This is a genomic window from Microbacterium sp. MMO-10 (genome assembly GCF_037148715.1).
Lineage (GTDB): Bacteria > Actinomycetota > Actinomycetes > Actinomycetales > Microbacteriaceae > Microbacterium.
Genome location: NZ_JBBCSV010000007.1, coordinates 1 through 19,152 on the forward strand (window position 1 = coordinate 1; position 19,152 = coordinate 19,152).

Annotated in this window: 21 protein-coding genes and 1 pseudogene; 3 read left to right on the forward strand and 19 right to left on the reverse strand. The window is 72.3% G+C overall.

Annotation, left to right across the window (positions count from 1 at the left end; genetic code table 11):
• Positions 1–240, reverse strand: a pseudogene (locus tag WFJ17_RS18420) (beta-glucosidase); the annotation flags it as partial.
• Between the two features lie 158 nt (positions 241–398).
• Here WFJ17_RS18420 and WFJ17_RS18425 point away from each other — a divergent pair.
• From WFJ17_RS18425 to WFJ17_RS18435, 3 genes are all read left to right on the forward strand, one after another.
• On the forward strand, positions 399–3,038 hold the full coding sequence (locus WFJ17_RS18425; protein ID WP_336649187.1) for a glycoside hydrolase family 3 protein: 2,640 nt from the start codon (positions 399–401) through the stop codon (positions 3,036–3,038).
• 81 nt (positions 3,039–3,119) lie between these two features.
• Positions 3,120–4,067, forward strand: a complete 948-nt coding sequence (locus WFJ17_RS18430; protein ID WP_336649188.1) for a histidine phosphatase family protein — start codon at positions 3,120–3,122, stop codon at positions 4,065–4,067.
• A gap of 172 nt (positions 4,068–4,239) precedes the next feature.
• A complete protein-coding gene (locus WFJ17_RS18435) occupies positions 4,240–4,482 on the forward strand; it encodes a hypothetical protein (protein ID WP_292888244.1) in 243 nt (80 codons plus the stop codon).
• Between the two features lie 63 nt (positions 4,483–4,545).
• Here WFJ17_RS18435 and WFJ17_RS18440 read toward each other — a convergent pair whose 3' ends face one another.
• From WFJ17_RS18440 to purL, 18 genes are all read right to left on the reverse strand, one after another.
• Positions 4,546–5,541 carry a Gfo/Idh/MocA family protein gene (locus WFJ17_RS18440; RefSeq protein WP_336649189.1) on the reverse strand — a complete coding sequence of 332 codons (996 nt, stop codon included), beginning with the start codon at positions 5,539–5,541 and terminating at the stop codon, positions 4,546–4,548.
• 4 nt (positions 5,542–5,545) lie between these two features.
• Positions 5,546–6,427: a hypothetical protein gene (locus WFJ17_RS18445; protein ID WP_336649190.1), complete on the reverse strand. Its 882-nt coding sequence runs from the start codon at positions 6,425–6,427 to the stop codon at positions 5,546–5,548.
• A gap of 110 nt (positions 6,428–6,537) precedes the next feature.
• Positions 6,538–7,236, reverse strand: coding sequence for an SGNH/GDSL hydrolase family protein (locus tag WFJ17_RS18450; RefSeq protein WP_336649191.1), 699 nt, complete (start codon positions 7,234–7,236; stop codon positions 6,538–6,540).
• Between the two features lie 128 nt (positions 7,237–7,364).
• Positions 7,365–7,715: a hypothetical protein gene (locus WFJ17_RS18455; protein ID WP_336649192.1), complete on the reverse strand. Its 351-nt coding sequence runs from the start codon at positions 7,713–7,715 to the stop codon at positions 7,365–7,367.
• The gene (locus tag WFJ17_RS18460) at positions 7,712–8,332 is read right to left on the reverse strand and encodes a hypothetical protein (protein ID WP_292888232.1); all 621 of its coding nucleotides are present in this window, start codon (positions 8,330–8,332) and stop codon (positions 7,712–7,714) included. The genes WFJ17_RS18455 and WFJ17_RS18460 overlap by 4 nt, the downstream gene beginning before the upstream one ends.
• Positions 8,329–8,904, reverse strand: a complete 576-nt coding sequence (locus tag WFJ17_RS18465) for an RNA polymerase sigma factor (protein ID WP_292888229.1) — start codon at positions 8,902–8,904, stop codon at positions 8,329–8,331. Before WFJ17_RS18465 ends, WFJ17_RS18460 begins: the two co-directional genes overlap by 4 nt.
• A gap of 204 nt (positions 8,905–9,108) precedes the next feature.
• Complete coding sequence (locus tag WFJ17_RS18470) at positions 9,109–9,348, reverse strand: CsbD family protein (protein WP_336629146.1); 240 nt, start codon at positions 9,346–9,348, stop codon at positions 9,109–9,111.
• A gap of 82 nt (positions 9,349–9,430) precedes the next feature.
• A complete protein-coding gene (locus WFJ17_RS18475; protein ID WP_336649193.1) occupies positions 9,431–10,042 on the reverse strand; it encodes a hypothetical protein in 612 nt (203 codons plus the stop codon).
• Positions 10,039–10,608, reverse strand: a complete 570-nt coding sequence (locus WFJ17_RS18480) for a hypothetical protein (protein ID WP_251448048.1) — start codon at positions 10,606–10,608, stop codon at positions 10,039–10,041. Before WFJ17_RS18480 ends, WFJ17_RS18475 begins: the two co-directional genes overlap by 4 nt.
• The gene (locus WFJ17_RS18485; RefSeq protein WP_336649194.1) at positions 10,605–10,949 is read right to left on the reverse strand and encodes a hypothetical protein; all 345 of its coding nucleotides are present in this window, start codon (positions 10,947–10,949) and stop codon (positions 10,605–10,607) included. Before WFJ17_RS18485 ends, WFJ17_RS18480 begins: the two co-directional genes overlap by 4 nt.
• Complete coding sequence (locus tag WFJ17_RS18490) at positions 10,946–11,137, reverse strand: hypothetical protein (RefSeq protein WP_292888219.1); 192 nt, start codon at positions 11,135–11,137, stop codon at positions 10,946–10,948. The genes WFJ17_RS18485 and WFJ17_RS18490 overlap by 4 nt, the downstream gene beginning before the upstream one ends.
• Positions 11,134–11,580 carry an Asp23/Gls24 family envelope stress response protein gene (locus WFJ17_RS18495; protein WP_251448057.1) on the reverse strand — a complete coding sequence of 149 codons (447 nt, stop codon included), beginning with the start codon at positions 11,578–11,580 and terminating at the stop codon, positions 11,134–11,136. Before WFJ17_RS18495 ends, WFJ17_RS18490 begins: the two co-directional genes overlap by 4 nt.
• 144 nt (positions 11,581–11,724) lie before the next feature.
• Positions 11,725–12,075 carry a TraR/DksA family transcriptional regulator gene (locus WFJ17_RS18500; RefSeq protein WP_336649195.1) on the reverse strand — a complete coding sequence of 117 codons (351 nt, stop codon included), beginning with the start codon at positions 12,073–12,075 and terminating at the stop codon, positions 11,725–11,727.
• A 56-nt stretch (positions 12,076–12,131) separates the two neighbouring features.
• A complete protein-coding gene (locus tag WFJ17_RS18505; RefSeq protein ID WP_336649196.1) occupies positions 12,132–13,733 on the reverse strand; it encodes an amidohydrolase in 1,602 nt (533 codons plus the stop codon).
• A gap of 2 nt (positions 13,734–13,735) precedes the next feature.
• Entirely contained in the window at positions 13,736–15,109 is a 1,374-nt protein-coding gene (locus WFJ17_RS18510) for an APC family permease (protein WP_336649197.1), read from the reverse strand.
• Between the two features lie 139 nt (positions 15,110–15,248).
• Positions 15,249–16,268 (reverse strand): LacI family DNA-binding transcriptional regulator, encoded by a 1,020-nt coding sequence (locus tag WFJ17_RS18515; protein ID WP_336649198.1) that lies wholly within the window; start codon positions 16,266–16,268, stop codon positions 15,249–15,251.
• Between the two features lie 306 nt (positions 16,269–16,574).
• Positions 16,575–16,721 carry a hypothetical protein gene (locus tag WFJ17_RS18520; RefSeq protein WP_251448067.1) on the reverse strand — a complete coding sequence of 49 codons (147 nt, stop codon included), beginning with the start codon at positions 16,719–16,721 and terminating at the stop codon, positions 16,575–16,577.
• A gap of 18 nt (positions 16,722–16,739) precedes the next feature.
• On the reverse strand, positions 16,740–19,067 hold the full coding sequence (gene purL / locus WFJ17_RS18525; RefSeq protein ID WP_336649199.1) for a phosphoribosylformylglycinamidine synthase subunit PurL: 2,328 nt from the start codon (positions 19,065–19,067) through the stop codon (positions 16,740–16,742).
• Positions 19,068–19,152 lie beyond the last annotated feature (85 nt).

Below are 19,152 nucleotides of genomic sequence, written 5' to 3' on the forward strand. Positions count from 1 at the left end.
CAGCAACGGGATCCCCCACCGCGTCAGCGCCGTCAACCGATTCGCCTCCACGATCCGCTCCGGCGACGTATGCAACACCGACCCCACATGACGACGCAGCACATGATCAGCGAGATCATCCCGCGCATCCAACTGCAGCATCTGACCCACCTTCTCCTCCACCGACAACCGACCCAGAAGATCAGCCACCCGCACGGCAGTCGGCAGCGAAGGGTCCTGAAACGGCAGGGGCGCGGTCATGGCGCTCATCCTGGCATAGCTGAATCGAAAACCTAAGCAATTAAGGGATTGTTCGACTCATCGCGATCGAATACTTGACTCGTTTAGGTATTGACGCCAGACTCGGTGCCATTCGCGCATCGCAACGAGGCGATGCGCCAGGCCCGATGGAGGGTGACATGTCTGAGAAGTCCGGCGCCGACTGGGATTCCGCAGCCACCGACGAGCGCGTCGAGGGGATCCTCGCGCAGCTCTCGCTCGAGGAGAAGGTCGCGTTCGTCACGGGCGACCTGAACTGGAACTTCGGCTTCTTCGCCGAAGGAGTGCAGCGGCTCGGGATCCCGGACATCCAGATGGCGGACGGACCGGCCGGGGTGCGGATCAACAAGGGCGACGTGCACGGGGGCAAGGCCACGTCGCTGCCGGCGCCGATCGCTCTCGCCGCCACCTGGGATCCGGCGCAGGCGTCCGCCTACGGCACGGTCATCGGGGTGGAGTGCCGGGCGACCGACCACAACGTCTCACTGGGACCGGCCGTCGACATCGCGCGGGTGCCCGTCGGAGGGCGCACGTTCGAGTCGTTCGGGGAGGACCCGCTGCTGCAGTCGGCGATCGGCGTCGCCGTCGTGCGCGGCATCCAGGACCAGGGCGTGCAGGCCTGCGCCAAGCACTACGCGATCAACAACCAGGAGGACCACCGGTCGAGCGTCGACGCGGTGATCGACGAGCGCACCATGCACGAGCTGTATCTGCCGCCGTTCGAGGCGCTCGTCCGCGAGGGCGGGGTCGCCTCGATGATGGGCTCGTTCAACCGCCTCAACGGCGACTACGCGTGCGAGCATCCGCAGCTTCTGCGGGACATCCTGCGCGACGACTTCGGGTTCCGGGGCTGGATCATGAGCGACTACGGCGCCAACCACTCCACGGCGGAGGCGGCGAACGCGGGACTCGACCAGGAGCAGCCGAACGAGGGCTTCTGGGGCGGCCAGCTGCTGGCCGCGGTGCACGACGGACGCGTGAGCGAGGCCGTCGTCGACGAGAAGGTGCGCAACATCCTGCGTCCCCTGATCGGGATGGGGCAGGCGGAGAACCCCGTGGGGGTCGCCGAGTTCGCCGTCGATCAGCACCACGACGTCGCCCAGGCGATCGCCGAGGACGGCATGGTGCTGCTGCGCAACGACGGGATCCTGCCGCTTCGCGGCGTGCGCCGGGTCGCGCTGATCGGCCCCGACGTCGACGCCTGGAGCGCGCAGGGCGGCGGCAGCTCCCAGGTGAACCCGACCCGTGGCGTGTCGCCCCTCGACGGGCTCCGTCGCGCGCTCGGCGACGAGGTCGACATCGTCGTGGAGCACGGCAGTGATCCGGTCACCCCCGGTGCGCTGCTGCCCGGGGCCGACCCCATCGGCTCGAGCTTCTTCCGCGCGCCCTCGGGCGAGGTCGGCCTGCAGGCCGAGTACTGGGCGAACCCCTCGTTCGACGGCGAACCGCTGGTGTCCCGGATCGACGGCCAGGTCGAGCTGATGCACGGCTTCCACAACTTCCCCGGCTTCAACGCCGCGTCGGCCCGGTACGAGAAGCTCCCGACGGAGCTGAACGCGCAGATGTCGGCGCGCTACACCGGAACCCTGACGGTGCCGGTCACGGGCTCCTACCGCTTCGTCATCACGACGCTCGGCTCGTACACGTTCGAGCTCGACGGCAGGGTGGTGGCGGCATCGGGATCCGCCGAGGTCGTCGCCGACACGGACACCGTGATCGACCTCGTGGCGGCCGAGGCCGCCGAGAGCCCCGCCGAGGACGAGCCCCGCCCGTACGGCTGGGGCGGAGACGGCGGGCAGCCCGACGTCTCGGTCGACGAGGTCGTCGTGCGGCTGCAGGCCGGGCGCGCCTACGGGATCCGGATGTCCTATGCCGCCGACCACCCCTCCCAGGGGTTCCTGCTCGGGGCGAAGCTGCGGCTCGGCTGGGTGCCGCCGGCCGGGGTCTTCTCGCCCGACGTGGCGCGCGCGGCCGAGGCCGCGGCCGCCGCCGACGTCGCCGTGGTCGTCGTGCGCAGCTATGAGGCGGAAGCCGACGACCGCCCGAGCATGCAGCTGCCGTGCGGCCAGAACGACCTGATCCGCGCGGTGCTCGCGGCGAACCCGCGCACCGTCGTCGTGCTGATGACCGGTGCGCCCGTCGACGTCACGGGGTGGGGAGCGGACCCGGCCGCGCTGCTGCAGGCGTGGTATCCGGGGCAGGCGCAGGGCGATGCGCTCGCACGGGTGCTCACCGGTGCTGCGGAGCCCGGCGGACGGCTGCCGCTGACCCTTCCGGTCGCCCTCTCGCAGACGCCCGCCCGCGACGCCCGCACCTATCCGGGGGTGGACGGCCGGGTGCACTACGACGAGGGGGTGCTCGTCGGGTATCGCGCGTTCGATGCTCACGACCTGGAGCCCGCCTTCCCGTTCGGGCACGGCCTGGGCTACACGACGTGGGAGTTCGAGGATCTCGTCGTCGTGCCGTCGGACGGCGATGAGGCGGGCACCGCGACCGTGACCGTGCGCAACACCGGCGGGCGCCCGGGAGCGGTCGTCGTCCAGGTCTATGCGGGCGACGTCGTCGCTCCCGTGCCGATGCCGCCGCAGCAGCTCGCCGGGTTCGCGAAGGTGCGGGTGGACCCCGGCGGCTCCGAGCGCGTCACCGTGCGCATCCCCCGGAGGACCGTCTCCTACTACGACGTCGACGCGCACGGCTGGGCGCCGGCGGCCGGCACCGCCGAGATCCGGGTCGGAGCCTCATCCCGTGACATCCGTGTGAGCGCGCCGCTCGCGCTCTGAGCCGCCGATCCGCGCAAGACCCCCGAACGGGATCCGGGTGCACCGTCGCGCCCGGATCCTCCACCCTCAAGGAGAAGAAGAATGAAGAAGAGCATCATCCGCACCGCGGCCGTCACCGCCGCGCTGCTCGCGGCGACCACCCTCACGGCCGTCTCGGCAGCGGCCGCGCAGCCGTCGACCGCCGTCGGAGCCGGCAACAGCAAGCCGGACCGCGTCGTCACGATCTACCTGACCCGGCACGGCCGCACCATCCTGAACCAGACCGACACGGTGCAGGGCTGGTCGGACTCGCCGCTGCTCGTCGGCACGAAGCCGATCGCGACGGCGCCGGTCGGCAAGCTCGACGAGGGGCGTCCGCTCGCCGCCGCCGTGGGAAAGAACCTCGCCGCCGCCGTCGGCCGGTTCGCCGCCGCCTACTCGGCCGACGGGAAGCGGCACTTCGAGACCGCGACCTATGCGCTGGAGGGCGCGGGGCAGTCGAAGCTGACCGTGACCCAGGACGCCCGGCTGCGCGAGGTGAACTTCGGCAAGTACGAGGGCAAGGAGAACAAGGAGCTGTGGACGGCCGCGACCGAGCATCTCGGCTACACGATCGACCATGACGCGGCCCCGCTCGCCCCGGCCGACGCCAACGGGCAGAACGGCGGGTGGCAGACGATGCAGGGCATCGCGATCGCCCAGCACGGCCTGTACGGGATGATGACGGCGATCAAGGCCGTCGCCGACGCCCCGGAGCTGGGTCTGCCGGCCGAGGACTGCTCGGACGTCGACGCGCGCATGACCGACGCCCTCACCGAGATCGCCACCAAGGCCGTGAACAAGAACGACAAGACCGTGTTCGTCGTCTCCAGCGGCCTCTCGATCTCGTGCTTCGCGGGCGCCCCGGACATGCGCGACACGACGGGCGCCGCCCCGACGATGCCGCCGGCCGGCGTGCCCAACCTCGGCGTGACGAAGGTGATCTACAAGAACGGATCCTTCACGATCGACGGCCCCATCGGCAGCAAGGCCTACTACCCGCAGCCCTGAGCGCACGCGGCACGGGCGCAGCGCGGGATCCGCTCCCGCGCTGCGCCCGGATCCGGGAACGCGCGGTGCCGCCGATGAGGATGGGGAGTTCTCCCCATTGGCGGCGCGGACGCCATGCGGGAGGCTCGGCGCAGGACGTGGAACGCGTCCGCCCGGACGATCGGAGGAGATCATGAAGAAGCTCGGACTCGGCAGGAAGCTGGTTCTCGCGGGTGCGCTGTCGGGCGCGCTGGTGCTCGGGACGGTCATCCCGGCGAACGCGTACTCCGTCACCTCGATGGGGCCCTACGGCACCTATGCGAAGTGCAAGGCGGCGGAGCGGACCTACAACTCGTCGTGGACGAAGGTGCACCGCTCCTGCTATCCGTTCCGCGGCGGCTGGTGGTTCGACTACCGGACCCCGTACGGATCCTGATCCCCTGACCGCCGCTGCGCCCTGCACCGGGACGGGCGCGGCCTATGCCGGGACGGGCCCGCCCTACGCCGGGACGGGCACGGCGGCGCCGCCCGCGGCGATCGACGCGTAGGCCGCGTCCACCACGGCCACGGCGGCGATGCCGTCGGCCGGGGTCACCCGCGCGGGCCGCCCCGTGCGGATCGCCTCCGCGAAGTCGGCGATCTGGGCGCGGTAGGGGTGGTCCTCCGTCTGCGGCGGAAGGTACCCGGCGTCGGCGCCGTCCGCACCGGAGGCATCGGCGCGAGCGGGCGCCTCCGCCGCGGCGCTGTCGTGCGCGAGCACCCCGGCCGACCCCGTCGCCTCGATCGTGGTCCGGAAGGGCGCGCCCTCGCCCAGCCAGCCGCCGTCGATCCGGGTCGTCACCCCGGTCCCATGGCGCAGCTCGACGGACGCCGTCACCGGAGCTGACAGGCGGCCGTCGACGCTCGGCGGATCCTGCCGGGCGACCACGGACGCCACGGGGCCGGCGAGCCACAGCGCCTGGTCGATGTCGTGGATGAGCAGGTCCCGGATGAGACCTCCGCCCGCGCCCTCGTCGTAGAACCACGCCGTGGTCGGGCCCGCGCCGGCACGGCTCAGCCGCAGCGAGCGCAGCGCTCCGATCGTCCCGGCGGCGACCTGCTCCTGGATCCGCCGGTACGCCGCGAAGTAGCGCACCACATGCGCGGGGAACAGCCGCACCCCGGCGTCGGCCGCGGCATCGGCGATCGTCCGGGCCGTGGCGGCGCTCGTCGCGAGCGGCTTCTCGCACACGACGTGGCGGCCGCGGGCGACCGCGCGCAGGGCCAGATCGAGGTGCGTGGGAGTGGGGGTCAGGATCCCCACGACGTCGACGCGGTCGATGAGCGCCTCGGCGTCCTCGGCGATCGCCACGCCGAACCGCGCCGCGAGCGCCTCGGGCCGGGACCGCGACGAGATCACGCAGTCGGCGCCGAGCGCCTGCCAGGCATCGAGGTGCGCGGCGGCGATCCCGCCGGCGCCGATGAGGCCGACGCGCAGCGGGGCCTGATCCACCATCGGCTCAGGGCTCCTGGCGCGGCAGCGGGGCGGCCTGCCGGAGCGGATCCGTGCGCGGCTCCCGCACCGGCAGCGGTTCCGGGAGCGGGGCGGGAGCCTCGTGCGCGACCGGTTCCGTCGCGGTCCCCTCGGCCGAGGCGGCGGGGGCTGCGGCATGGCCCTGTTCGAGCTGCAGAGCCACCTTCTTCTCGAGGTTCTCCACCGCGGCGTCGGAGAGGTCGATGAGCCCGTCGAGCTCCTCGCGAACGCGTCGATAGGCCGTCTGGCGCTCAGCCGGAGTCGCCGACTGATCGACGGCGACCTTCAGCATGTGCTGGGCGCGTTCGAGACGCTTGCGCTCGTCGTCGGTGAAGGTGGAGTCGCGCAGGCGCCGCGCGTCCTTCTCCGCGACCTCGAAGGCGACCGCGTAGGCGCCGACCGCGTCGAGGTACTCGGAGACCTGCTGCTCGGCGACCTTGGCGTCCGCGGACGAGGGGCGCAGGGCGTCGGCGGTCTTCTTTGCGCGCAGGAATGCCGCCGTCAGCGGCTGACGACCGTCGCTCATCGCGGGGAACGCGATCATCTTGGCGACGTCGAGCTCATAGTCCAGCCAGCGCGCGGTGATCTCGTCGTGCTCGGCGAACAGCCGCTGCAGCAGCTCCTTCGCGGAGTTCTCCTGCTGTGCGGCGGCCCGGCGCGGCGACAGCTGCGGGGCGACGCCGCCCCGGGCGGCGAACTGTGCGGCCTTGAGTTCGCCCTTGAGGCGCAGGGTCTCCATGCGGCGCTCGTGCCGGCGGCGAGCGCCGATCTCCCACCGTCGCGCGATTCCGCCGGCGATGCCCATGACGGGGAAGATGATCCACCAGTAGTGGCCGAGCCACTGGAGGACCTGCTGCAGAGGATCCATGATGCCCTCAGCCTATGCCGCTCGGATCCGCGCCGTCATCGACGGACGCCGGGTCTCAGCGGTCTCGTCAGATCCGCCTCCCGTCGACCCTCCGCGACGGCGCACGCGGCCTAGGGGTTCAGCCGGCCCGCGGCGACGTCGGCGCGCAGCTTCGGCAGCACGCGCGAGTCGACCGGATCCAGCCCGAGCACGGCGACGAGCTCGAGGGCGAGGGCGGCGTGGCCGGTGGCGTTGGGGTGGAACGGGTCGTTCATCAGCCCCCACGGCACACCGCCCTTGCCGAGGGCGGCGAAGCGGGCGAACACGTCGACGAGGATCGTGTCCTCGGCCGCGGCGACGTCGCGCGTCGCCTGCGCGAACTCCGCGATCCGGCCGCGTTCGGGGGCGTTCGGCACGTCGACGGCGGGCGGCGTCAGCAGCACCGGGATCGCGCCGAGCGTGCGCACCCGGCGGACGAACGCGGTGAGCGAGGCGGCGAACTCCGCGGGCGAGAGGACCGGGAACACGCCCTCGTCGGAGCAGTCGTTCGTGCCGATCATGACCGTCACGACCTGCGGGCGCCACGTCGCGACCCGGCGGTCGAAGTCGTCGAGCAGCTGCACGATCCGCCAGCCGCTGATCGCCGTGTCGATGAGTGCGTCGTGCACGCGGCCGAGCTCGCCGCGCACGACCTCGTGCAGGTGCTCGGCGTAGGTGCGCCCGCCCTGGGTGTGCACGAGCCCGTGCGTGATGGAGTCGCCGGTCAGCACCCAGGTGAGCGGGGCGTCGGCGGCGAGGGCGCGGGCGAGGACGTCGGCGTCGGCGGTCATGGATCCATTCTGGTGGTCCGTCACGGTGCGCGACGCCGCCCGCGCTGTCGCGATCGGCACACGGTGCGACGATCAGCACAGGCGGCACCGGCGGTTCGTGTGCCGATCGTGACAGCGCGTGCTGATCGTCACCTCGGGTGAGGGGTGTCAGCTCCGGCGGAGGGGGAGGCATCCACATGGGCGACCGTGACGCGGATCCGCACGGCGACGGACGCGGTGCTCCGGATGATGCGCTGCGCCGCACGGGCGGTCTCGCCGGCCGGGCGGCTGCGGTCGACGCCGAGGGAGACGTCGACCTGCACCGGCTCGCCCGTGCGGACCACGACGCGCGGGCCCGTGTCGTCGGCGCCGACGAGCTTCGCCGCCGCCTCGCGCAGCAGGACGCCGCCGGACGCGGGGTACAGCACGGCCACCCCGGGCTCGGCGAGCAGGTCGCGCTCGATGCGCGCCGCCAGCTCGGCGGCTTCGTCTTCGGTCATCGCTCGTCGCCTCCGCCCGTCGGCAGGTCTCTCACATCGTGCACGATGATGTCGACCTCGGTGATGTTCAGCTCGGTGTGACCGCGCAGCCGATCGCCGATCTCGGCGCGCAGGCGCTCGGCCAGGGGGGCGAGGGGCCGGCCGTAAGGGACGCTGACCTCCGCCTCGATCCGGATCGGGGATCCGGGCACGGTCACGTCGCCGTCGAGGCGGCACCGGCCGATGAGGACGCCGGGGATCGCGTCGCCGGCCGAGCGCACGAGTCCGCGCACGGCGCCCTCCGTGATGCCGAGGTCGTCCTCCGGCTCGGAGACCGGGAAGGGGATGCGGCGTCCCGCCCGGGCGTCGCGGGCGATGCCGCCGATGATCGAGGCGACCCAGCTCTCGTCCGCCTGCGGCTCGGCCGCGGTGTCCCGGTCGAGGAGCGCGGGGCCGAGGCGGCGCAGCCGTTCGAGCGCGTCGAGGGCGATCCGGCACCCCGGCGAGGAGTCGATCGAGGGGTCGGCGGGCCGGCGGCCGGCGTCGAGGTAGTCGGCCAGCTCGTCCATGGTGTGGCCGTCGAGATCCTCGGGCTCGAAGCCGAGGGGATGCGATCCTGTGCTGTCGTCGCGGGTCATCGCCACTCCTCCATCCGCACGATGATGTGCTTGCGTGCGCGGGCGAGCAGGCCGCGCACCGTGCTCACCGGCTGTTCCAGCTGCTCGGCGATCTCGTCGTACGAGCAGCCGCCGATCTCGCGCAGCACCCAGCACTCGCGCTGGGCGTCGGGCAGCTCCTGCAGCGCGTCGGCGAGCGCGGTCAGCTCGGCCCGCCGCTCGGTGCGCTGCGCGGGGCCGTCGCCGGGGCGGGAGGGCAGCTCGAGGCCCTCCACGCCGTCCAGGTCCAGGTGCGGTCGCGTGGCGCGGACCTCGTCGATCGCCTTCCTGCTGACGATCCGCATGAGCCAGCCGCGCACCCGTCCCGGGTCGTCCAGCTCCGGCAGGCGCTGCCATGCCGTGATGAAGCTGTCCTGGACGATGTCGTCCACGCTCGCGGTCCCGCTGAGGATCCGGCGCGCATAGGCGCGCAGGAGCGGGGTGTAGCGCCGCACGAGCACGGCGAACGCCTCCACGTCCCCGTCGGAGGCGCGACCCGCGATGGTGCGGTCGTCCGCGTCGTCGAGGGCCGGTCTCCCCTCATGGCCGGTCATGGATCACTCTCCCTTCGAGGCGGTCGTTCCTGTCGCGATCATGGGGGCCGCGCCGCAGCACGGACCCCATGATCGCCTGCCGTCCCGCGCGGAGGCGGGAACGGCGTCGACGTGTCACGCGTCCCGATGCCGTCCGACGACGAGGAAGCCGGGGGACCCCCGGTTCTCCGTTCGGTTCGCCGGCTCCGGCCGGGGCGACGCCGGTCACTTCTTGAAGAACCGGCCCGCCTTGTCGGCGACGTCCTGCGCCGCGTCCTTGACCTTCTCCGCGGCGTCCGCGACCGTCTCCTTGACGTCCTCGACCGCCTCCTTCAGGCGCCCCTCCGCCTGGTGCTCACGGCCGCGATCGGCGATCTCGTCGTTTCCGGCGGCCTCTCCCAGGGCCTCCTCCGCCTTGCCGGCGATCTGCTGGCCCTTCGCCTCGGCCTTGTCCTTCAGACTCATGCTCGTTCCTTTCCTCAACCCGGCGCGTCCGGCGCCGGTCGTCGTGATGTCTTTGTGCGTGATGGTCTCTGTGCGCGGGTGCTCATCGTGCTCGGACGGAGGAGCGGAGCCGATCGAAACCGCCCCGGTCCGCGAGGTGCACGACGATCGGCGCCCGCGCGCCGCTCAGTGCGTCCCACTCGGCCACAGCGCTCTGCGCCTCCGTCAGCAGCGCGGTCAGGTCCGCACCGGAGCGCGGGACGACCGAGACCCGCAGGGCCGTCGCTCCCGCGACGCGGTACGCCCGCGTGCGCGTGGAGAGCACGTCGGCGCGCCGACGGAGCGGATCCGTGAGCACCGCGTCCGCGATCGTCTCGTCGACGGCCGTGCTGCCCGCGTCGTCTGCGAACCGCAGCACCGTGCGGGCGCGGCGACGGCGACGCGTCCCGAGGAACGCGAGCAGCGCGACCACGAGGAGGAGGCCGAGGCCCACGACCGCGATCTGCGTCCCGTTCAGGGATCCGCCGGGCAGGGCGATCCGCCACGACCCCACGGCCTCCGCCGCGTCGTCCATCAGGTGCAGTGCGGGCTGCCACCACGGGGTGACGAGCGCGGCCGGCAGGAGCGGACGGGCCGCGAGCAGGGCGCCGAGGAGCGCGGCCAGGCCGGCCAGCAGCAGCAGCGCGCGGTTCAGGATCTTGGTCGAGGAGATCATGCGACGATCCCCTCTGCCGCGACCGTCACGACCGGCCGGGCCGTGAAGCCCAGTCGGCCCAGTGCGCGCCCCGCGGCGTCGGCCGCACCCGTCCGGTCGACGGGCACGCCGCTCACGGGGCGGATGCGCACGAGCACCCGGCGCGCGGTCACGGTCGCCGACACCTGGGACGCCGGAAGCGCACAGCGCTCGGCGACGGCGTGGGCCGCGGCGTCGGCCAGCAGGCCGTCGTCGACGACGAGCTCCACCCGCTCCGCCGCGCGTCCGTGCCGGCGGCGATGCCCGGGCGCGAGGGCGAGGACCACGAGCACGAGGCCCACGACCGCCGCCCCCGCGGCGATCGCTGCGCGCCACGACGGTTCGGCCCAGGCCGTCCGCACACCCGCGGCGCCGGTGTCGATCGTCGATGCGGCCGTCGCGTCGACCCCGGCCCACACGGCCAGGACGGCCAGCGCGGCGGCGGCCGCCAGCAGCACCACGGCGACGACGACCGCGGGGGTCGTACGCGCGGCACGGAGCTCACGGCGCAGCAGGCGCCGGCCCACGGTCCTCTCCCGCTCGTTCATCGCACTCTCCTCGTCTTCTCGCGGCGCACGCCGGAGAATCGCAGATCCACTCCGTTCACCCGTCGCCCCGCCCGTTCCCGCATGCCGCCCACCAGGGAGGACCGCAGCTCGGCCCCCCGCTCCTCGAGCGTGCGCCCTCGCTCGTCGCGCACCGCCAGCGGCAGCGTCACGGCGGCGTGCAGCCCTCCGTTCGCGTCGGTCCAGCGCAGCGCGATCTCGCGGGGATCCGCACCGGACGCGTCCGCGACGATGCCCACCCCGAGGCGGTGCAGCGCACGGGCCGTGAGGATCGTGCGTCCGCGCTGGACCGGTGCCGGCGCGGACGCCACCCCCGCGCTCATGACGAGGTGCGTCGCCCGCGCAGCGCCTGGACCAGTCCGTGCAGGTCGATGTCGCCGCGGACGAGCCGGGCGATCCCGACGCCCGCGAGCATCGCGAGACCGACGAACAGGAAGGCCCAGAAGCCGAAGGCGACCCAGGTCAGCGCCAGCACCGCCCCCACGGCGGCGCCGATGATGCTCGCGTTCACCGGACTCGCGCCTCCTGCGCCTCGTCGTCCTCGTCGTCGGACGGGATGTGCACGTCGTTCACGGTGACGTTGACCTCGGTGACCTCCAGGCCCACGAGCTCCTGCATCGCGGTGTAGACGGCCGTGCGGACCGAGGACGCCAGGTCCTGCAGGGAGACCGGGTACTCGGCGACGAGCGTGACGTCGACGGCGACCTGGCGCTCGCCGACCTCGACGCCGATGCCCTGGGCGAGATCGGTGGAGTTCAGCGCGTCACGGATGGCGCCCACCACCCGGGCGGCCCCGCCGCCGAGCGCGTGCACGCCGGGGACCTCACGGGCCGCGATGCCGGCGATCTTCGCGACGACCGCGTCCTCGATCGTGGTCTTGCCGGTCTGCCCGGCGACGGTCTGTCCCGTGGCGGTCTGCGCGGTCTGCTTGCCGGTGGTGATGTCGTTCGCCATGTGCTCTTCCCCTTCGGTCGTGCCGCCTTCTGCGACGTCACCTCATTGACGGTGGCCGGGACGGATTCGTCACAAAAAAGTTCGGAGAACTCCGCAAAGCGGGATCCGGACAGGATCCGGGCGGGATCCGGACGCGGGGGCGGGTCAGCGTCCGAGCTTCTCGGCGCACGAGACGCAGTGCTCCGCGAAGGGACGCACCTCGAGCCGGGCCGCGGGGATCGGCCTGCCGCACGACAGGCAGACGCCGTAGTCGCCGGCGTCCAGGCGGGCGAGCGCGTCGTCGACTTGTCGTCGCTTGGCCGTCGCGGCGTCGGCGAGGCCGGAGAGACGGGACCACTCGGACGACAGCGTCACGCCTTCGGGGTCGTGCTCGTCGTCGTCATGGGATCCCTCCCGGTCGTGCAGGAGCGCCTGAAGCGCGGCATCGGCCGCGCCGACCTGCGCCACGGCCTCGGCATGGAGCCGCTGCAGCAGGGCGCGGGTGTCGGCGGTCATGGCGTCAGCCTAGGCGCGCGGCGTCCGCCCGTCAGCGTCCGCCGGTCGGCCGTCCGTCAGTGTCCGCCGGTCGGCCGCCCGTCGACGAGGGTGAGCAGCACGCGCGCCTCGAGCAGCTCCTCCGGGGAGACGGTCAGTGGGTCGCGGTCGACCACGACGAGGTCCGCGGGAGCGCCCGGGACGAGCCGGCCGCCGTCGGATCCGGCGGCGCGATGCGCGTGCGTCGTGTACCCCTCCAGGGCCTCGGCGGCGCTGAGCGCCTGATCGGCCCGCACGGGCGCGGATCCCGGAGTCGCCACGGAGCGGCGTCCCTGTGCGTCCGCCATGATCTCCCACGGATCGAAAGCGGCGACCGGCCAGTCGGACCCCAGGGCGAGGACGGCCCCGCTGCGACGCACGTCGGCGGTCAGCCAGGCGCGCGCGGCCCGCTCCGGACCGAGGCGTCGCGACCAGTCGTCCGAGCCGTCGCCGCGCACATGGTGCGTGCAGTGCGTGGGCTGCATGCTCGCCACGATGCCGCTCGTGCCGATGAGCGCGATGACGTCGTCCTCGACCGACTCGATGTGCTCGATGCGGTGGGGGACGCCGCCGGGCGGCAGCGCGGCGAGCGTCTCCGCGACGAACCGGATCCCCTGCTCCCCGATCGCATGGGTCGCCGTCGGAACGCCGGCATGGTCGAACTGCCGCACCCGTGCGGCGTAGGCCTCGGCGGGCGCCCAGGCGGACGCCAGCCCCTCGCCCTCGGCGTCGGGGGACGCCAGCCAGGCGGTGCCGCCCTCGACCGTGCCGTCGATGAAGAACTTCACGCCCTCGATCCGGTAGCGACGGCCGCCGCGGCCCTGCAGGGCGATGAGCGCGTCGACCTCGGCATCCGTCGTCTCGGGCGTCACCCAGGGCGAGATCCGCAGGCGCACCGGCAGGTCGCCGGAGGCCTCGATCGCGGCGAGCAGATCGAGCCCGTCGTCGTCCTGCAGGTCCATGACGTGCGCGGCGGTGATGCCCACGGCCGCCATGTCGGTGAGCAGGCCGCGCAGCTGGGCGACCCGGTCCTCGAATCCCAGGGCGGGGAGCGCCCGCTCCACGATCTCCATCGTCGGGAACTCGATCAGATGGCCGGTGAGGACGCCGTGCTCATCCCCCGCCGCGCCCGATCCGTCGGGATGCGTCACCGGAGCGTCGATCCCCGCGCGGGCCAGGGCCGACGCCGAGGCGATGCCGGAATGCGCGTCGAACATCTTGATGTAGGCCGGGCGGTCGGCGCCGAGCACCTCGTGCAGCGCGGCGTTGCCGATCGGGCGTCCCTCGAACGCGCTCGGATCCAGCCCCCAGGCGAGGAACCACTCCTGCCCGGCCTGCTCCTCGCGACCGCGTTCGAGGGCGGCGACGAGCTCGGCATAGGTGTGCACGCCGGTCAGCGCCAGTCCGCGGACGATCCCGAGGCTGTAGATCGGGTGGCTGTGCGCGTCGACGAGGCCGGGGACGATCGTCCCGCTCGCGTGGGTGATGAGCTCGGTCCCGGATCCGGCGAGAGCGAGGATCTCGGATCGGGGCCCGACGGCGGTGATCCGTCCGTCGGCGATCGCGACGGCGTCGGCTCCTTGGGCGGTCCCGGGGTCGAGCGAGCGCACCCGCGCTCCGATGACGATCGTGTCGATCACCGTCACTCCTTCAGGTCGAGGGTCGGGGTGGGGCGGCGGAAGAACCGCGTGACGACGAGCAGCAGCACGAACCCGATCGCGAGCCAGGAGAGGCCGACGACGAAGGTCATGCCGGAGAGGTTCGTCCACAGCCAGACCGTGAGCGCGAACCCGATGCCGGGCAGCACCAGGTTGCGCACGGCCTGCCATCCGCGGCGCTCGCCGCGGTCCATGAAGTAGTGCTTGATCGTCGCCAGGTTCACGCAGGAGAACGCGATGAGGGCGCCGAAGCTGATCATGTTCGACACCGTGAGCAGATCGGCGAAGAGCGCGTAGAGGGAGACGACCGAGACGATGAGGATCGGGATCACCGGGGTGCCGAAGCGCTTGTTCAGGCGGCCGAACACGGCGCGGGGCAGCACGCCGTCGCGTCCCATCGCGAACAGGATCCGCGCCACGGAGGCCTGCGAGGTGAGGGCGGATCCGATGCTGCCCGCGATGAAGCCCGCGATGAACAGGGTGGACAGCCACTGCTGGCCGAGGGACGCGACGACCTCGATGCTCGCGGTGTCGGCGGAGGTGAACCGGTTCGACGGGTAGGCGATCTGGGCGACGTAGGTGAGCAGGATGAACAGCAGGCCGGCGACGACCGTGACGATCATGATCGCGCGGGGAACGGTGCGGCGGGAGTCCTTCGCCTCCTCCGCGAGGGTCGAGACGGAGTCGAAGCCGAGGAAGGAGAGGCAGAGGATCGCCGCGCCCTGGAACAGGGGGAGGAAGCCGGCGACCGTGCCGTCTCCGGTGAACGGGACGAGCGGGTCGACGCCGTGCCCCGCCGCCGCACCGAGGGAGAGGGCGATGAACGCGACGATGAACACGGTCTGCACGGCGATGATGACGAAGTTCGCGCGGGCGACCGAGACGATGCCGACGACGTTGAGCACGGTGACGACGGCGATGGCCGCGACGATCCAGACCCAGGTCGGGACGCCCGGGAAGCTGCTGCCCATGTACAGGCCGATGATGAGGTAGTTGATCATCGGCAGGAAGAGGTAGTCGAGCAGCAGCGCCCAGCCGGCGAGGAAGCCGATGGCACCGCCGAACGACTGCTGCGTGTAGACGTAGGCGGATCCCGAGTACGGGTACGCGACCGACATCCGCGCGTAGGACCGCGCCGTGAACACCATCGCGACGAGCGTGATGATGTAGGTCGCGGCGACCCGCCCGCCGGTGAGCTGGGTGACGATGCCGTAGGTCGTGAACGCCGTCAGCGGCACCATGTAGACGAGGCCGAACAGCACGAGCGACGGCACGCCGAGAACGCGCTTGAAGCGGCCCTCCGTGACCTGTGCGGTGAGTTCGGTCGGTGAGGCCAGGGATTCGTCGGACGTTGACATGAGGGCTCCTGAAGAGCGGACGCGACATCGCCGTCGGCCGCCAGGGTCAGAGGGTCAAGGTGCTTGAAGAGTAGCAATATCGATAAAGCAAAACAAGAGGGTCTTCGGGAATCAGGTCCGGCTGATGCCTCGAGGGTCGTCAGGCGTGCCCGCGGGTGGAGTCGCGGTAGTGCACGGTGATCGGCACGACGTCGTGCCGCGGCGCGGTCTCGGCGGCGCCCTCGGAGTCGAGCACGGCGAGGGCGGCGAGGGTGCAGCGCCGCCCGAACTCGCGCGGGTGCAGGTCGATCGCGGTGATGGAGGGCCGGGTGAGGGAGAGCACTTCGGTGTCGACCAGGGCGGCGACGAGCAGATCCTCGCCCACCGTGCGGCCGAGCTGCTGAGCGCTGGTGACGACGCTGAGCACGGTGCCGTCGGAGACCGTCACGATCGCATCCACCGGATCCTCTTTGTCCGCCGCGACGAGCTCGGAGACGGCGGCGTGGATGACCTCCGGCGGGGCGGGGTGCTCCAGCTCGGTGATGCGGGGGCGGATGCCGTGGTCGGCGCACCAGTCCTCGAAGGTGTCGCGCACGGTGAGGGCCCAGTAGCCGCGCAGCTCGGGGAAGAGCATCGCGGGCCGGCGCATGCCGCGTTCGAGGAGGTGGTCCATGAGCGCGCGCACCGCGGGCGCGTGCTCGCTGGTGACCCAGGCTCGGGGCTCCGGGAGGCCGTCCGGGGTCGGCTCGCCGGTGACCACGGGAAGGCGCCCGGCGAGCAGCGCGTGCACGCCGGGGTCGTTGAGATCCGGGTCGAGCAGGATCACCGCATCGGCGACGAGCTGGTCGGCGCGGTCGGCGCTCTGCTCGGTGGGCAGCATGACGACCGTCATGCCGGCGCGGTTCGCCTCCTCGACGATCCCGAAGGTCGCCTCCATGTAGTACGACATCGTGGTGCTGTCCGGGGGCAGGCGCAGGGCGAGCATGCCGGTCCGCGATCCCTTGAGATGACGGGCGACGGTGTTGGGCCGGTAGCCGAGCTCCTGGGCGACCTCGTGCACGCGGCGGCGCGTCTCCTCCGACACGCGCCCGCGCCCGGTGATCGCGAACGACGCGGTCGAGCGGGACACGCCGAGCCGGTCGGCGATGTCCTGCAGGGTCACCGCTCGGTCGGGTCGCATGATCTCGAACCTACCCCGTGCGGGCGGGCGCGGCCCTCGGCGCCGGCGCGACCTCGGCCGGCGATGCCGCCCTCGTCGCCGGCGCGGGGAGGACGTTCTGCAGGGACCCGGTGCTGTTCTGCAGGGTGGGGTCTGCCGGGAGCGAACCGGATCCGCCCGCGGCCCCCCTGTTTCCGGCTCGGACGCCCGGCCGAAGGGCGAGGCCTCCCTGCAGAACGACCGAGCCTCCCTGCAGAACGGCGCCCGAGGCGCGGTGCCCAGTGAGCGGTGCCGAGGCGCGGCGCCCGGTGAGCGGCGCCGACGGACTCAGCCCAGCAGCACCGTGAGCACGGTGGATCCGCCGCCGACCAGGATGAGGGCGACGATCACGACCCAGGCCGTGATGCGGATCCGGCGCTGCCGCCGTGCGCTGTAGATCGAGAGGTCCTCGGTCTCCTCGGGAGTGCTGTTCATGAGCGTCCTCGCGGGCCGTCAGGCGCCGACCGGCTCCGTGACGGTCGGACCGAACGCGGCCGGCAGGGTCGCCTGCGCCGTGGCGCGCAGCTCGTCGACGGAGATCGTGAAGACGTCCTGCACCTCGAGCTGCGGGGCGCTGTCCGTCACGCCGATGCGCAGCACCGGGTAGCCCCGGCCCTCGCACAGACCCTGGAACTTCACGTCGTCCTCGCGCGGCACGGTCACGATCACGCGGCCGGCCGACTCGGAGAAGAGCGCGGTCGCGGCGTCCACGCCGTCGCGCTCCATGAGCTCCGTCAGCCACACGCGGGCGCCGACGCCGAAGCGCATGACGCCCTCGGCGAGGGCCTGGCCGAGGCCGCCCTCGCTCAGGTCGTGGGCCGAGGAGATCAGCCACTCGTCGCGCGCCGCGCCGATCAGGCCCGCCAGGCGCTTCTCGCCGGCGAGGTCGACCTTGGGCGGCAGGCCGCCGAGGTGGCCGTGGATGACGTCGGCCCAGGCGGATCCGGAGAGCTCGGTCGAGGTGGTGCCGAGCAGGTAGATGTTCTGGCCTTCGTCCTGCCAGCCGGACGGGATCCGGCGGGACACGTCGTCGATGATGCCGAGCACGCCGACGAGCGGGGTCGGGTGGATGGGCACGTCGCCGGTCTGGTTGTAGAACGAGACGTTGCCGCCGGTGACCGGGGTGCCGAGCTCGAAGCAGCCGTCGGCGAGGCCGTCGACGGTCTGGCCGAACTGCCACATGACCTCGGGGTTCTCCGGGGATCCGAAGTTCAGGCAGTCGGTGATGGCGGTGGGCTCGGCGCCGGTGACGGCGACGTTGCGGTAGGCCTCGGCCAGCGCCAGCTGCGCACCCGCGTAGGGGTCGAGCTGGCTGTAGCGGCCGTTCGCGTCGGTCGAGATCGAGAAGCCGAGCCCCGACTCCTCGTCGACGCGGATCATGCCGGCGTCGTCGGGGAAGGCGAGGGCGGTGTTGCCGAGCACGTAGTAGTCGTACTGGTTGGTGATCCAGCGGGTGTCGGCGAGGTTCGGGCTCTCCAGCAGTGCCAGGAACTGCTGCTTCAGCGCCTCCGGGTCGTTGTCGCGGGGGAGCAGCTCGGCCGCATCGGCCTGCAGCGCGTCGATCCAGCTCGGGTAGGCGACGGGGCGGTCGTAGACGGGGCCGTCGACGGCGACCGTGGAGGGATCCACGTCGACGATGCGCTCGCCCTGCCAGTCGATGATGAGCCGGCCGTCGCCGGTGACCTCGCCGAGCACCGAGGTCTCGACGTCCCACTTGTTCACGACGGCGAGGAACGCGTCGAGCTTCTCCGGGGCGACGATCGCCATCATGCGCTCCTGCGACTCCGACATGAGGATCTCCTCAGCGGTCAGGGTGGGGTCGCGCAGCAGCACGTTGTCGAGAGACACGTGCATGCCGGAGTTGCCGTTCGCGGCCAGTTCGGAGGTGGCGCAGGAGATGCCCGCGGCGCCGAGGTCCTGGATCGCCTCGACGAGCTCTTCGCGGTAGAGCTCGAGGCAGCACTCGATGAGCACCTTCTCGGCGAACGGGTCGCCGACCTGTACGGCCGGGCGCTTGGTCGGGCCGGCCGAGTCGAAGGAGTCGGAGGCGAGGATCGATGCCCCGCCGATGCCGTCGCCGCCGGTGCGGGCGCCGAAGAGCACGACCTTGTTGCCGACGCCGGTGGCGTTCGCGAGCTTGAGGTCCTCGTGGCGCAGCACGCCCACCGCGAGCGCGTTCACGAGCGGGTTCGCCTGATAGACCGCGTCGAACACGGTCTCGCCGCCGATGTTCGGCAGGCCCAGGCAGTTGCCGTAGAAGCTGATGCCGGCGGTGACGCCGTGCACGACGCGGGCCGTGTCGGGGTCGTCGATCGCGCCGAAGCGCAGCGCGTCCATCACGGCGACCGGGCGGGCGCCCATCGAGATGATGTCGCGCACGATGCCGCCGACGCCGGTCGCGGCGCCCTGGAACGGCTCGATGAAGGAGGGGTGGTTGTGCGACTCGGCCTTGAACGTGACGGCCCAGCCCTCGCCGACGTCGATGACGCCCGCGTTCTGCCCCATGCCGACCATGAGGCGCTTCTTCATCTCGTCGGAGACCTTCTGCCCGAACCGGCGCAGGTAGTTCTTGCTCGACTTGTAGGAGCAGTGCTCGCTCCACATCACGGAGTACATCGCCAGCTCGCCGCTCGTGGGGCGGCGGCCCAGGATCTCCCGGATCCGCGCGTACTCGTCGTCCTTGAGGCCGAGCGCCGCGTAAGGCTGCTCCTTCTCCGGCGTCGCCGCGGCGTTGGCGACGGAGTCGGGGACGTGGGTGGTGGGGGTGTTCGGGGTGGTCACGCGGGCTCCTGGAGCGAGGGGAGGCGGGGCAGGATCCAGTCTACCGGCGGCGGGGGATCCGGATCCGCCGGGTTCGGCCCCCGGT

Excerpts from the sequence above, each read along its gene's own strand:
- WFJ17_RS18425 (WP_336649187.1), top strand. The coding sequence starts at position 399 with ATGTCTGAGAAGTCCGGCGCCGACTGGGATTCCGCAGCCACCGACGAG.
- WFJ17_RS18430 (WP_336649188.1), top strand. The coding sequence starts at position 3,120 with ATGAAGAAGAGCATCATCCGCACCGCGGCCGTCACCGCCGCGCTGCTC.
- WFJ17_RS18435 (WP_292888244.1), top strand. The coding sequence starts at position 4,240 with ATGAAGAAGCTCGGACTCGGCAGGAAGCTGGTTCTCGCGGGTGCGCTG.
- WFJ17_RS18440 (WP_336649189.1), bottom strand. The coding sequence starts at position 5,541 with ATGGTGGATCAGGCCCCGCTGCGCGTCGGCCTCATCGGCGCCGGCGGG.
- WFJ17_RS18445 (WP_336649190.1), bottom strand. The coding sequence starts at position 6,427 with ATGGATCCTCTGCAGCAGGTCCTCCAGTGGCTCGGCCACTACTGGTGG.
- WFJ17_RS18450 (WP_336649191.1), bottom strand. The coding sequence starts at position 7,236 with ATGACCGCCGACGCCGACGTCCTCGCCCGCGCCCTCGCCGCCGACGCC.
- WFJ17_RS18455 (WP_336649192.1), bottom strand. The coding sequence starts at position 7,715 with ATGACCGAAGACGAAGCCGCCGAGCTGGCGGCGCGCATCGAGCGCGAC.
- WFJ17_RS18460 (WP_292888232.1), bottom strand. The coding sequence starts at position 8,332 with ATGACCCGCGACGACAGCACAGGATCGCATCCCCTCGGCTTCGAGCCC.
- WFJ17_RS18465 (WP_292888229.1), bottom strand. The coding sequence starts at position 8,904 with ATGACCGGCCATGAGGGGAGACCGGCCCTCGACGACGCGGACGACCGC.
- WFJ17_RS18470 (WP_336629146.1), bottom strand. The coding sequence starts at position 9,348 with ATGAGTCTGAAGGACAAGGCCGAGGCGAAGGGCCAGCAGATCGCCGGC.
- WFJ17_RS18475 (WP_336649193.1), bottom strand. The coding sequence starts at position 10,042 with ATGATCTCCTCGACCAAGATCCTGAACCGCGCGCTGCTGCTGCTGGCC.
- WFJ17_RS18480 (WP_251448048.1), bottom strand. The coding sequence starts at position 10,608 with ATGAACGAGCGGGAGAGGACCGTGGGCCGGCGCCTGCTGCGCCGTGAG.
- WFJ17_RS18485 (WP_336649194.1), bottom strand. The coding sequence starts at position 10,949 with ATGAGCGCGGGGGTGGCGTCCGCGCCGGCACCGGTCCAGCGCGGACGC.
- WFJ17_RS18495 (WP_251448057.1), bottom strand. The coding sequence starts at position 11,580 with ATGGCGAACGACATCACCACCGGCAAGCAGACCGCGCAGACCGCCACG.
- WFJ17_RS18500 (WP_336649195.1), bottom strand. The coding sequence starts at position 12,075 with ATGACCGCCGACACCCGCGCCCTGCTGCAGCGGCTCCATGCCGAGGCC.
- WFJ17_RS18510 (WP_336649197.1), bottom strand. The coding sequence starts at position 15,109 with ATGTCAACGTCCGACGAATCCCTGGCCTCACCGACCGAACTCACCGCA.
- WFJ17_RS18515 (WP_336649198.1), bottom strand. The coding sequence starts at position 16,268 with ATGCGACCCGACCGAGCGGTGACCCTGCAGGACATCGCCGACCGGCTC.
- WFJ17_RS18520 (WP_251448067.1), bottom strand. The coding sequence starts at position 16,721 with ATGAACAGCACTCCCGAGGAGACCGAGGACCTCTCGATCTACAGCGCA.